This is a genomic window from Rossellomorea marisflavi, assembly GCF_022170785.1.
Lineage (GTDB): Bacteria > Bacillota > Bacilli > Bacillales > Bacillaceae_B > Rossellomorea > Rossellomorea marisflavi_B.
The window spans coordinates 2,233,260-2,246,539 of record NZ_CP081870.1; the positions used below are offsets into that span (position 1 = coordinate 2,233,260).

Below are 13,280 nucleotides of genomic sequence, written 5' to 3' on the forward strand. Positions count from 1 at the left end.
GACTAATTCCATCATATGAAAAATAAGCAAAGCGGATTACAATCATTTGTACTTAGCATTATGAAGGACTACAAAGGACTTGGGAAGGAGAATGAAGATGAAATATCCATTTAATAAGGGAATGCTTCTTGGCTTAATAGGGGTCGTTGCCTTCAGTTTGACGCTGCCTGCTACCCGATTTGCGGTTCCGTATTTTGGTCAAACCATTGTGGGACTGGGGAGGACGATCATAGCGGCGGTCATAATCTGCCTTCTTTTTGCATTTAAGAAGCAGGCGTTGCCTGCCAAAGAGCACATAACCAGTTTAGTGATTGTAGCGGCAGGTGCTGTCCTGGCTTTTCCCCTATTGACCACATTCGCAATGAAATCGTTGCCTGTATCCCACGGAGCTGTCGAGCTCGCTCTATTACCACTCGCTACTGCAGGATTCGCCATTTGGCGAGGAGGGGAGAAGCCTTCAAGACGTTACTGGACGGCCAGCTTGATTGCTGCCGCCACCGTCATCCTCTATGCAGTCCATCTGGGTTTTGGGCACGTCCAGATGGGGGATATGGCACTATTGTCTGCAGTCGTAATATTGGGGTTGAGTTATGCGGAGGGAGGAAAACTTGCAAAGGAACTGGGCAGCTGGCAGGTGATTGCATGGGCCATTCTGATCGGTGCACCATTCTTTCTTATACCAGTAGTCTTGAATGTACATGTTGATATGCTGAAGGCACCACTATTGGCGTGGTTGAGCTTGTTCTATCTTGGAGTGATCAGTCAATTCCTTGCGTATGTCGCATGGTATGGGGGCATGTCCTTGGGCGGCATAGCAAAAGTAGGGCAAATCCAATATGCACAGCCCTTCTTCATGATTGGATTTTCATTTCTTTTTTTAGGAGAACCCGTCACCTGGTTGACCATCGCCTTTGCCATCATCGTGGTCCTATGCGTCACAATCGGAAAAGATGCACCGGTGAATGGTATAAAGCCGCGCTCTTCATAAATTCATTCTTTTACCGACCAAAGAGGCTCTGTATCGTTCGCATAGTTTCCCTGCATTGAGAGAAAATACTAAGGAATATAAATAGCGGGGAGCGAATGAATGATGAAAAAAGAATTGCTTTTTGCATTCGGGGCCTTTTTCCTGATGTCTCTGCATGCGATTGCAGGGAACAGCCTGACTGACCCTCCTCAAACGGAGACCATGACAATCAAAACCTACAAAAAAGATGTAACGGGAGACGGTAAACGGGATATCATCAAACTGAATGCCATCCCATTTGAGCCGGATGCGCTGTTCTTAAAACAAATATGGGCCACGATCACACCATCAGAAGGCAGTAAACTCAGAATCGATTATGAGGGAGGCTACGAACCGGAAATAACGTTTGCTGATCTCAATCATGACGGAGTCAAAGATCTTTTATACCGGGCGGCGACTGGAGGAAGTGGAGGGTTGTATGAGAATGCCCTTCATACGGCGAAAGGAGGAAAGGTTCAGGAATTGGATCTTCCCTCCGGAATTACGATTGATGCACATTTTGAAGATCAATATAAAGGAGTCATTTCCTTCCCTGACACACAGCAGTCGTATACAGTAGACCTTTCGGATCGGAAAGATGATTACGAGCGGCTTGGCATCTTTACAAAAGGAATCCTGAATGAACCTACGGAGCTCATGGTTGCACCGATTGCCTTTTTTGAACCAACCAAGATACGGGGTAAGAAGGGAAAAGGGCTGAAAGGATATCAGCAGATCAGCGGAGCCTACCGTGCAGATGGGGTCGGTACGGCCACCTCCTATTGGTATTACGAAGATGGGAACTGGAACCTGATGAAGATTGTATGGAAAACGGATCGCTAGGCACCCTACAAGCCCATTCGTCATATTCTGAAGGTAAGTGAGCCCAACAATCCACAAGGAGGCTTATGCTGTGAATATGATCGATCCAGGACGTCTGCATGTCACATACAGCCCGCCTGCATCCATTTTTGCACCCATTGATCACAGGCGATATACAATAACTCATTCAGATTCAACGGGAGAGCTATTTGTGACGATCGGCTGTGAATACGATATGTCAGCTATCAATCCCTATATGAGGGATGAAGTATTGACAGAGTGGGTGAGGGAGGAGGGGCAATACCGGCTCAACGGACGCGTTTACATCACCGGCGGGGAATTCGACCGGCAGATGGCGCAGGTTCGCTACATGATCTTCAAAAGGGAGATGGGAACCGCATTAGCAGCCATCGTGAATGGTGATGCTGGATTTTTCACGTACCATCCATGGCTATTGGATGCACCCATCACGATCCATTTTGAATCGGTTTTCCCGGAGTATGATCAAATGGTTTATTTTGGGACTCCCAGACAATATGTATGGCAATCTGAGCATAAGGATTCCTGATCTTTATGCTTTTTTGCATTTTAGAAGGAAGTGGGAATTATTCGTTGTTGTCGTTAGTTTTAACTTTAAATGTCAACAGTGATGCAACCACAATCGATGGTTATCAGAAAATATGCTAGCAGGTGCGATTGTTTAAAGAAATTTTGATAAGATGAGTCAGAAACTCCATGATAACGTTGTGAATAATGGTCACGTAATAAACATTGAGTAATGCCATCAATAAACGCTAAAAACGGTTCAATAGCGGAACTTCAAAATTTTTATTATGTCTCACTGAAATAAGTATACTTATGATACGAGACCGAAATAACGAAAACCAATCAACTTCCTATAATAAATATTATGTAAACTAGAAAAAGTAAGACTGACTCTTACCCAACCACCCCCACTTATACTGACCATATACTGCAGATGCCTGATACCGTTCTGGATTTCATCTCAAAAATAAAGTCCTTAGACTGTGATTGAATGTAATACTGTATCCACCATGAACCTTTACCATGCGAGAAACAATAAGATCGATAAGGTATTATTCTATTAACCAGTATTTGATCACAAAATAAATCACGATATAAATCATATAATGCGGAAAAAATGTGTACTTCCGGTTTAAACCATGTTTTATCCCATAGCTGGTCAAAACCTTGACTACTCGAAGCAAAATGACAACATAAAGAATTCCTATTATGACCCGGATCCATACGATTTCGACTATCGAATTAATCCAAGGAATGAACGCTACAGCGATTGTAAAGACAATAAAGTATAAAAAATCTTCAAGTGACTGTCCTTCGTTTTCTGATCGTTGAGGTGAATCAGCCATCTTGCTTTCCTCCTATATTGCATCGTTCAAAGAGCCACGTAAACTCCTTCATTTAATGACTTGTTATGTACTATTCTCCTCCCTGCTCTGTTTTTCCTTTATTTGACTTAATTACATATTTTATATGACTGAAAAGAGGATCATTCCTTTCCCCTTCACGTAAAAAACACCCTTCGGCCACCACTGGCTAAGCAGTAATGGCCGAAGGGTGTTATGAGGTGGGAGCCGAGATCATCAATCAATCTGTATGTGTTTCTTCTTCGGAAATCTCGTTCACTTCTACCTTTAATTTTTTTATTCTACGATTTTCTACGTCTTCTATAACGACGGTAAGCTTTTCATATGAGAATTGGTTCCCTACTGCCGGTATTTCTCCAAACCTTTCAGCTACCCAACCCCCTAGCGTATGATAGGTGGTCTCTGGTTCGTCGAGTTCGAAAAGGGTGGAGAATTGATCGATCGGGAACTGTGGATCAAAGCTGTATGCGTGCTCAGATATTTTTGTCACGAGCTGGATTTCTTCATCTTGTTCATCATAGATTTCACCGACGATTTCCTCAAGGATGTCTTCTAGCGTAATGATACCCGTCGTCCCGCCGAATTCATCTACAACAATTGCTAAATGGACCTTCTCCTTCTGAAGCTTTGGAAGCAGCGAAGAAATTTTGGTTGTTTCAAAAACGAACTTGGGATCCCGGATCAACTCTTTTACACTGACATCGCCGTATTTAAGCAAATGGGTGAAAAACTCCTTCTCCGAAAGAATACCGACGATTGTGTCGATATCTCCGTCATACACGGGAATTCGTGAAAAGCGTTCTTCAAAGAAGAGTTCTTTGATTTCCTCAATCGGCTGATTGATGTCCACCGCTTTCACCTTCACGCGAGGCGTGAGGACTTCGGTGACAGCAATATCATCGAATTCCATGGATCGATTGATCAACTCCCGCTCTTCAGAATCGATCACGCCTTCTTCCTGACCGATATCGAGCATCACTTTCAACTCATCTTCCGTGACCGAAGGCAGACCTTCTCCCTTTGAAAACATCTTCGAAACAGCATCCTTCAGTTTGATGAATACAAAGTTGACAGGCGTCAATAGTACGATCAGCAGATAAAGAATCCCTGAGATTGACAGAGAATACCGCTCTGCATGCTCTTTTGCCAGCGATTTTGGAAGGATTTCTCCAAACGTCAAAATCAAAAACGTCATTCCAAACGTACTGACCAATATCCCGGCGTTCCCTCCGATAAGGTCGTTAGCAAGTTTTGCCGATATACTCGCGGCTCCGATATTTACGATATTGTTTCCAACGAGGATGGTGGAAAGGGCCCGGTCGAAGTCTTCTGCGATCTTATAGGCTTTTATACTCCCCTTGACTCCTTCGTCAGCAAAGTTTTTCAATCGTATTTTGTTGACACTTGAGAAAGCCGTTTCTGCTGATGAAAAAAAGGCAGAAAGCATGATCAACACAATGAGTATAACAATTGATAAAACAGGTAATTCGTCCAAAAAACGTTCACTCTCCTAGTGGATCAGTCGTTTTCATCCTCCTCGGATGAACTTCAGGGCATATTATACGTATCGGTTTACTTCATGTACAGTAATTTGACTAGTGAAGCCGCTCCCTCATATATAGAGGATGCCACGGAAGCCCCTAGCAGCATAATAGGATTCTGCTCCATTGTGATAAACGAATACCTTGCCGTATCGACGATCGCAGAATAAAGCTCCTCCAAGGTTCCTTATATCCTGGGGAGTCTGAATCCAACTCGACGTCTTCAGGTCGAATTCATCTAGCTTTTGAATGGAGCGATATTGATCCTCGGTCAGTAGGTCGATTCCCATGAAAGCAGCCAAATCCATGGCATTGTGCTCAGGCTTGTGCTTCTTCCTCGACTCAAGTGCCTTTAGGTCATAACAAGTACTTCTCCGTCCTTTTGGGCTTTCCTTTGAACAATCGCAAAACACGTAGCTGCCCCCCTCTTCAATTCCAATCACATCTGGTTCTCCCGACGTTTGCTCCATCTGATTCAATGACCATAGTTTTTCTGGCCTTTCCCTCAGGGCTTGCTCGACCTCTTCCCATTCGATCCCTTCGTGCCGGTGCATATGGGTATGGAAGCGATCCTTCAATGTAATTATCAGCTTATCAACCTCTTCATGAGAAAGGTGCTTGTGTTCATTTGTGGATTCTGTCATCATTCATTCCTCCATGTTCATATTTTTGTCCGCAAGCAGACGGTCAAGATAGGGTGTTATGTAGCTGAGATATTCATCGGTAAGTCCTATCGGGAGGTTTTGAAGTGAAAAATACCTGAGATCGATGGATTCACTTCCGTCCTTCTCCATCCTTCCCCTCACGTCACCCGCTTCGTATACGGCGGTTACAGAATACAGCTCGTCCTGATTTGCCAGTTTGAAATAGTAGTCTTCCCCAGAGTGGATTCCAAGCAGCTGGAGCTGCCCGATTTCCAATCCGGTTTCTTCCTTTACTTCCCTGACCGCCGCTGCCTCCAAGCTTTCACCAAGTTCCAGCAGTCCACCCGGAAGCCCCCAGTCGCCGTCCGTTCTTTGCTGAAGGAGAATTTCCTTGCGATGATTCAGAATGATCACCACCGACCCTGCCAGGATAAGAGGTCTGTGTCCAACTCGTTTTCGAAGTTCTTTAACATGCTCCATTCAATACCCCCTTCATATTGCTCGTATTTATATATTATACTGGATAATAAAGCGTTTTGGTGTAGGCCATGTCAAAGTGCCTTCATCTACTAGAGAAAGGATGATCGACTATGAGTGAGCGATTGGATCACGTTGTTCTGACAGTAAAAAGTATAGTAGATTCTCTTCGGTTCTACACAGAGGTATTGGGGATGGAGGAAATGACGTTCGGAAATGGCCGGAAAGCATTGACGTTTGGTAGCCAGAAAATCAACTTGCACGAATACAAACATGAATTTGAGCCTAAAGCAGACCAACCGACACCCGGTAGTGCTGATTGGTGCTTCATCACCAGTCTGGATCCAGACTCCCTCCTAAAGCATCTCACCGCCCTTGGAATAACCATCGAAGAAGGTCCCGTGACAAGAACCGGCGCTCTTGGCCCCATCTGTTCCATCTACATACGTGACCCGGACAACAACCTGATTGAACTCTCTACCTACATAGACGAATAGCCTACATAGGGGGATGGGGACAGTCAGCAAGCTATCCTTTTCTATCAAAGCAAAAGCAACATGGCACCCTTCTCGATTGTTCTTCTCGTCACAGAACAAATGTTCCCTCCCCCGTAAAAACGGCACTTTCCCCAGTTTCAGGCTAAAAATAATCATTATTTATGACATTTTTTACATTAATTTCAAATAAATAACGCAGCATGATCTCTCTAAAGGCTTTAAATGCAAAAACAGGCCGTTTATGTCCATTTCATCACACTTGCCCATGCGGTCCCGCTCATGAAGAGGAACCGTTCAATTGTGGAAATCACGGACGTGAAAGACTATGGATACAGAGGAAGCCTTTATTACAGCCTCACCACAGACCTGGCTGGTTATAATAACACTGCCCTCTCTCTCTAAGCTTTCTTCGCTCTGAAGCCATGCATGAATTGTTCAGAGCGTAGGTATAAAACTGGCGGGAAGGTTCTTCGACCGATCCCCACTTCCTTGCATCGGAATCCCCGGCGTTTATCGGAGAAGCGGGGAAACATCTTGCACTGGATCCGTGTCAATGGAAAATACCTTAGCTCAAGGGCGCTTTCGGACATATAAGGATATACAGATACACTGATGGCACTCGTCCACACTGGGGTAAGAAGGCGGAAACGAATAGCGGTGATATGTACTGGTTACGGCGCTTTATGTGTATCACAACTCCTTTTCAACTCCTATCTTCATTTCAAGATGACTCTTGCCATGATCCCGGATAGAATTTCAATCAATAGGGTTTAGATCTAAAAAAAGGGGTAAATAAGATGTATCTTATTAAGGAGGTAATCGACATGAATAAAGATCAAGTAAAAGGAAACGTAGAACAGGACAAAGGTGAAGCTAAAAAGCAAATGGGGAAAGCAACAGATGATAAATCCCTTGAAACAAAAGGCCGCATGGAAAAAGGGAAAGGGAAAGCGAAGGAAGCGTATGGTGATATGAAGGAATCCTTCAAAAAATAAGCAGACATACATAAAGGGAACTTCCATTTGGAGGTTCCCTTTAGTCTTTTTTACGCATCAGCGCCCTCTCCTTCCCTTCCCTCATTCCAAAATCCAACAAAAAACCGATGAACCAAAAGGTTCACCGGTTTTTAAATCAATTTTCAGCAAGCTTCGTTGTTGCTTTCGGTTCGTTCGTCTGAGGTGCCCCCTCCGGATCCGGAGACGGTGTGGCACGTTTGATGAAGAACGAAAGGATCAATGCTACACCGGCAATGAAGGTGGCAACGAGGAATGCATCATTGATTCCTTCGAGCATCGCCTGCATACCGATTTGGGCTTTCATTTCGGCCATGGCTGCAGCCGTCGGTTGACCACTTGTTGCCTTCTGAAGGGCTTCAGCGGCAAGCTCTTCCCCGTGTGTCGTGGTACGTGTGGACATGACTGTCACCAACAAGGCCGTACCGATGGCACCTGCCACTTGGTTCAGCGTATTGTTCATCGCTGTACCGTGAGGATAATAGCGTGCGGGAAGCTGATTCAACCCATTTGTGGATACAGGCATCATGACCATTGACATTCCAAGCATACGCACGGAATAAAGGATGATCAAATGGGTGTACGTAGTATCAAGTGTCAATTTGCTGAATGCATAGGTCGTGATCACTGTAATCGTCAAACCTGTCATGGCAAGGATCCGTCCACCGAATTTATCGAAGAGACGACCGGTGATCGGTGACATGATCGCCATGATGATGGCACCCGGCAACAGAAGAAGTCCGGCATCCATCGGTGAAATACCCCGAAGTGTCTGTACATAGATCGGCAACAAGATCATTCCGGAGAACAACGCCATATTGACGACCATGGCAATCGCTGAAGATAGGGCGAACATCGGGTAGCGATACACTTTAAAGTTCAACATTGGACGTTCTTGACGTGATTGCTTGATGATGAAGATGACAAGGGAAATCACCCCGATGGCAATCGATCCATATACATATGGGCTATCCCAGCCTTTGTCCCCTGCAGAACTGAAGCCGTATAGGATTCCACCGAATCCGATACTTGATAGTAGCAATGAGAAAAGATCCAATCTCATGGCAAGCTTCTCTTTTTTATCCTTGAGTCTGAAGAATCCGATCAGCAGTACGACGACAGCAATCGGTGTGATGAAGTGGAAGAGCATCCTCCAGTCATAGTGCTCGATGATCCACCCGGATAGAGTTGGACCGATTGCCGGAGCAAACATGAGGATCAATCCGAACACACCCATAGCCGCTCCCCTTTTCTCAACCGGGAAGCTTACGAGCATGACGTTCATGAGTAGCGGCATCATGATGGCAGAACCTGATGCTTGAAGCATCCTTCCGCCGAGCAGTACCGGGAAGATCTCAGCAGTACCTGCAAGTACCGTACCTGCTGTGAAGAGCAGCATGGCTGCGAGGAACAGGCGTCGTACGGAATATTTCTGAATCAGGAATGCTGTTGCGGGAATCAAGATCCCGTTCACAAGCATAAAGCCTGTTGCCAGCCATTGGACGGTGGACGGTTGTACCTCCATATCCTTCATGATAGATGGCAGTGCAATGTTTAATAGTGTATTGTTTAGAAACGTGATAAAAGCTCCAATCATTAAAATGGCAATGATTCCATAAGGGGGGCGTTTACCTGTTGCATTAATTTTCTGTTCCATTTTCTCCTCCTGTACTACGGGTCTAATTAATTAGACTTCTGTTTCACAAAGTACATCATATACCACTGGTTTATAATTTGCAATCATAAAATTCCGGGTTGCGTAAGGGTTTGTAGAACCCGTGTATTTGCGGTACTATTACAATTAGACAGGTAGTTTATGTATAAAGGATGATTGTATGAAAGACCGTAAGTTGCACGTGATAAAAATGTCTCATCAGCTCTTTATCGAAAAAGGTTTCCTGGCCACGAGCATACAGGATATCCTGAATTACAGCGGTATTTCCAAAGGTACATTCTATAACTATTTTTCATCCAAGAATGAATTATTGATGGAACTGTTCAAATCCATATATATCAAGCTGGAAAAAGAGAGGAACGATCTCCTCATCGGACAGAGTGCCGATGATCTCGATATATTCATCCAACAGATCGAACTACAGGTGGCAACGAACCGCTCGAACAAGCTATTGACGTTATTCGATGAAGTGGTCGTTCTCCATGATGAGGATTTGAAGGAGTTCTTCCATCGCGGCCAGCTGCGCATGCTCCGTTGGTATTATCAGCGGTTCATTGATTTGTTCGGCGAGGAGAATAAGACGTATCTGCTCGATTGTACGATTATGTTCATTGGTATTCTTCACCAGAACCTCAAATATCATTCCTTCGCCTTCGAAGGGTCCGATGCCAATCTGCATTCTGTAGTCCAGTATAGCGTCAACCGCATTGTCCGGGTCGTAGAGGAAGCCGCCGAGTCCAGAGAGCAGCTCTTCGATTATGAGTTGATCGATCAATGGATGCCAGACTTCCGGGATCAGGATCCTGATTTCCAGAAAGAACTCCACCATGCCATCCTCTCCATGAAGCAGCAGCCGCTATGTGATACGCCTAGATATACAGAGCTCCTTGAATTCATTCGTGATGAAATGCTCCATCATCCGAAGCCCCGCCGCTTCCTTGTCGAGAGTGCGATGGACACATTACGCCAAAATGACCGATTCCCTCAGGAAGCTCTAGACAAATTGAATCTTCTTATCCACTCGTTTTTTGATTAAATGCAAAAAGCCATGCAGGTTTGATCCTGCATGGCTTTCTTTATGCCAAGCTGACGTAAAAAAACGGGGTTCCCTGACCTAATACCGTTCCATATCGACCTGGTCCTGTGTAGCAACCATAGCCCACTCCCTTTGGTGTCAAAACGGGTGCGCCTGGCCGTCTTGGGACAGGTGGATAGAACGAAGCAAGGGAAAACGGGCCATAGGCGTAGGATGCATCGGGAGCCGTCGCCTGCCCGTAATAAGGACCTTTGGATTCCATGCTGGGCATGTGTTCCCTCCTCTCTCCTCCATCCTATTCAGAACAGTTTCACAGTGTTTTTTCGGCCCGGGACGCAGGCATAAAAAAAGCCCGGGGCATCGTGGCTCCAAGGCTTCTACAATTGATGATCAAGTTGAAAATCCGTGAGAACTTCGATATGACTGAATCCAGTGCATGCATCTTCATAAAAGCCTTCATTCACCAGCTCTGTAAATGACACAACGGATTTTATGTTTGTATCGAGATTGATGCGTTTTACATTCAAATCCATGACGTGGTATACGTACAGATCATTTTTTTGTTCATCATATCCAAGGATCGGTCCGAAATAGGCTTCTGCTTCAATGGAAGGGTGCTTGAAAGGATAATCGTGTTGGAAGTACCATTCACATGCAGGATAATATTTGAGAGATAAAAATTCCAACTGTTCGACTTGATGATCGATGACATCCCTGGATTTTTTCCAATCCTTATAAAGCACTTCCGCTGTAACGATGTGGTGGTTGATCAATTCGGTCAGATGGGTCATGATGAATCCCTCCAATTGATAATGTCCTTATCTTTCATACCTTTACTATAACGGATGCCAAGCTCCTTGTGTGTAAGGATTCCATGAAGAGTTTGTAAAGATTATAAAGGTGAGAAGTATGATTGAAAAAAACCCCTTTCACATGAAAGGGGTCCATTATCAGTTGCTTTCTTTTCTAACTTGTTTTGTCTGCTTTTCAGCATCGGCGGCATTTTCAATCTTCTTATTCACGGCATTCGTGTTGTCGGAGGATTTTGCACGTTCTTTTTTCAGTTCGAAATATTTATCCATCACGCGTTTCCCGATCTTTTTATCCAAGTAGGGATCCACTACCCCGCTTGCTTGGATATGTGAATAAGGGATGACAACGGCATACGACACTTCAGGGTTATCAGAAGGTGCATATCCGATGATTGTTGTATTGTAGTTCAATTGACCATTCACATACGTTTCAGCGGTCCCTGATTTTCCGGACGCATCGTATGGAGCGCTGTTGAACTCGGTATACGCAGTCCCTCTCGGAAGATGGTATACATCGTGGAATCCAAGCTGCACATGGTTGATCTGAGCTGATGTGGCATCTATCCGATTTAACACTTTCGGCTCATCTTCATATACGATGGATCCCAGCCGCTTCTTATCTTCAGAGGGTTCCCTGATCTCTTTCATCACATGAGGCTCTATACGGTATCCACCATTGGCGATTGTGGATACATATTGAGCAAGCTGCATCGTAGTATACGTATCAAACTGACCAATCGCATAATCCAGCAGGAAACCTGGATCTGTTGCTGTCCCTTTCAATCCAGATGATTCACCAGGAAGATCCAGTCCCGTTTGTACACCCAATCCGAACTGGGCGAAGTGGTTACGGAATACAGAGAATGCCTGAGGGTTATTCACGATTGGTTCATTCGGAACATATTCTGCGCCGGCAACTCTGAGAGCCACTTTCCACATATAGGAGTTCGAGGAGATCCTGAGAGCGAATCGGTCATCAATCGGCATTTGGCCGTATTTGTTGAACCATGATGACTTCACGGGTGTCCCTTTGATATGAAGGGGTTCATCGATCAGAGTCTCTCCAGGGGTCAGATTCCCTGTCATATACCCTGTCAGGACGGTCGCACCCTTAACAGCTGAGCCTACTTCATAGGAAGAGGTGAACGTCCCGAGAGCGGCATCTTGAAGCTCGTATTTCCCCGTCTCGCTATTCTTTACATATTGTTTTCCTGCCATGGAAAGGACTTCACCCGTGTTGGGATTCATCATCACCACGAAAGCCCGGTCAAGGTTCGGTGACACGTCCCTGTGGGCAACCTGCTTGGACAACTCGTCCTCAATGATCTTCTCCACTTCCCGTTGCAGGTCCATGTCGATCGTCAGGACAACATCTTTCCCGCTATGACCAGACTGCACGAGTTTGGAATCAATGACGCTTCCATTCTTCGTGATGTCCTGGATCTGTTCCTTCTGTCCTTGGAGAACATCCTCGTATTGCAGTTCAACATAACTCTTCCCAACTCGGTCATTGCGGTTGTATCCTTCGGCGAGGTACGCATCGATCAGATTCTTCGGGAGTCCTTCCTTAGATGAAGATACATTCCCCAAGATGGTCCTGAGCGTATCGTCGAATACATAGGCCCGCTTCCAGTCGGTTGTTGTATTCACTCCCGGAAGTTCACTCAAGTGTTCGCTGACTTTAGAGAACTCTTCAGTCGTGACATTTTCGTTTTTGACGATTTGCGGGTTCAGGGCATACCCTCCGGCAAACTGACGATAGATCGAGATGATCTGAAGGTCTTTCTTTGTCAGGGAATCAAGTTCCATATCCGTGATGCGGTCCAACTGCATCTTGTAGACCTTATCATTCACGTCGTCCGTGGACAGTTCCTCATCAGCTTGAAGCTTCTGAACTTCATTCTTTGCGACGAGAGCTTCCGCCTTTTTCGGATGCTTGGTGATCCAGTAGTCCTTTTTGTCGCGAACGGTCACGCCTTTCGTATCCATCGTGATGTACTTGGATAAGTTAGTAGCCACTTCGATCATTTCATCGATAGAAGTCGTACTTGTCCTTGTATATGTAATGGCATTGAGCGGAACGTTGTCAACGATGACATTCCCGTACCGGTCATAAATCTTACCGCGTGGAACACTCGTCTTGACGACAACATCCTCCGTGCGTTCCACTTCGTTCTTATAGTTTTCACCGTGGACGATCTGCACGAAACCCAGTCTCATCTCGAGCAGGGAAAACAATAAGAACACTGAAAGGAACAACAGGTTCATCCTCATGGGGACGATCCTTTTTTTCTTGGATTTCTTGCTGTTTTTTCTCACTTTCTACGACACTTCCTTTATGTGAAAAA

The 13,280-nt window shown here is 45.1% G+C and carries 14 protein-coding genes; 7 read left to right on the top strand and 7 right to left on the bottom strand.

From position 1 onward, the window contains the following. Positions 1–97: 97 nt before the first annotated feature. The 3 genes from K6T23_RS11660 (at position 98) to K6T23_RS11670 (ending at position 2,396) form a co-directional block, all read left to right on the top strand. A complete protein-coding gene (locus tag K6T23_RS11660) occupies positions 98–988 on the top strand; it encodes a DMT family transporter (RefSeq protein WP_148984276.1) in 891 nt (296 codons plus the stop codon). A gap of 99 nt (positions 989–1,087) precedes the next feature. Further along, the gene (locus K6T23_RS11665) at positions 1,088–1,849 is read left to right on the top strand and encodes a hypothetical protein (RefSeq protein WP_148984277.1); all 762 of its coding nucleotides are present in this window, start codon (positions 1,088–1,090) and stop codon (positions 1,847–1,849) included. 76 nt (positions 1,850–1,925) lie between these two features. Continuing rightward, a complete protein-coding gene (locus K6T23_RS11670; protein WP_238284420.1) occupies positions 1,926–2,396 on the top strand; it encodes a staygreen family protein in 471 nt (156 codons plus the stop codon). Positions 2,397–3,457: 1,061 nt separating this feature from the next. On the opposite strand, the gene K6T23_RS11675 is transcribed toward K6T23_RS11670, so the two are convergent. The 3 genes from K6T23_RS11675 to K6T23_RS11685 all read right to left on the bottom strand — a co-directional run bounded on the left by K6T23_RS11675 (position 3,458) and on the right by K6T23_RS11685 (position 5,902). Then, entirely contained in the window at positions 3,458–4,732 is a 1,275-nt protein-coding gene (locus K6T23_RS11675) for a hemolysin family protein (protein ID WP_148984278.1), read from the bottom strand. Positions 4,733–4,849: 117 nt separating this feature from the next. Beyond that, on the bottom strand, positions 4,850–5,422 hold the full coding sequence (locus tag K6T23_RS11680; RefSeq protein WP_238284421.1) for a DUF4256 domain-containing protein: 573 nt from the start codon (positions 5,420–5,422) through the stop codon (positions 4,850–4,852). Between the two features lie 3 nt (positions 5,423–5,425). Further along, the gene (locus K6T23_RS11685) at positions 5,426–5,902 is read right to left on the bottom strand and encodes an NUDIX hydrolase (RefSeq protein ID WP_238281120.1); all 477 of its coding nucleotides are present in this window, start codon (positions 5,900–5,902) and stop codon (positions 5,426–5,428) included. Positions 5,903–6,012: 110 nt separating this feature from the next. Between K6T23_RS11685 and K6T23_RS11690 the strand changes: the two genes are divergently transcribed. From K6T23_RS11690 to K6T23_RS11700, 3 genes are all read left to right on the top strand, one after another. Beyond that, a complete protein-coding gene (locus K6T23_RS11690; protein ID WP_238281121.1) occupies positions 6,013–6,396 on the top strand; it encodes a VOC family protein in 384 nt (127 codons plus the stop codon). 222 nt (positions 6,397–6,618) lie between these two features. After that, positions 6,619–6,798: a hypothetical protein gene (locus tag K6T23_RS11695; protein ID WP_056536456.1), complete on the top strand. Its 180-nt coding sequence runs from the start codon at positions 6,619–6,621 to the stop codon at positions 6,796–6,798. Between the two features lie 422 nt (positions 6,799–7,220). Beyond that, entirely contained in the window at positions 7,221–7,391 is a 171-nt protein-coding gene (locus tag K6T23_RS11700) for a CsbD family protein (protein WP_053427022.1), read from the top strand. Positions 7,392–7,527: 136 nt separating this feature from the next. Here K6T23_RS11700 and K6T23_RS11705 read toward each other — a convergent pair whose 3' ends face one another. Next, entirely contained in the window at positions 7,528–9,066 is a 1,539-nt protein-coding gene (locus K6T23_RS11705; RefSeq protein WP_056536453.1) for a DHA2 family efflux MFS transporter permease subunit, read from the bottom strand. A gap of 178 nt (positions 9,067–9,244) precedes the next feature. On the opposite strand from K6T23_RS11705, the gene K6T23_RS11710 reads away from it, so the two are divergent. After that, positions 9,245–10,120 carry a TetR/AcrR family transcriptional regulator gene (locus tag K6T23_RS11710; RefSeq protein WP_053427020.1) on the top strand — a complete coding sequence of 292 codons (876 nt, stop codon included), beginning with the start codon at positions 9,245–9,247 and terminating at the stop codon, positions 10,118–10,120. A gap of 40 nt (positions 10,121–10,160) precedes the next feature. Here the strand turns inward: K6T23_RS11710 and K6T23_RS11715 are convergent, their stop codons facing one another. The 3 genes from K6T23_RS11715 to K6T23_RS11725 all read right to left on the bottom strand — a co-directional run bounded on the left by K6T23_RS11715 (position 10,161) and on the right by K6T23_RS11725 (position 13,200). Then, positions 10,161–10,391 carry a hypothetical protein gene (locus K6T23_RS11715; protein WP_056536451.1) on the bottom strand — a complete coding sequence of 77 codons (231 nt, stop codon included), beginning with the start codon at positions 10,389–10,391 and terminating at the stop codon, positions 10,161–10,163. Between the two features lie 106 nt (positions 10,392–10,497). Next, positions 10,498–10,911, bottom strand: coding sequence for a hypothetical protein (locus K6T23_RS11720; RefSeq protein ID WP_056536448.1), 414 nt, complete (start codon positions 10,909–10,911; stop codon positions 10,498–10,500). Between the two features lie 159 nt (positions 10,912–11,070). Further along, entirely contained in the window at positions 11,071–13,200 is a 2,130-nt protein-coding gene (locus K6T23_RS11725; protein ID WP_238281122.1) for a peptidoglycan D,D-transpeptidase FtsI family protein, read from the bottom strand. Positions 13,201–13,280: the final 80 nt, after the last annotated feature.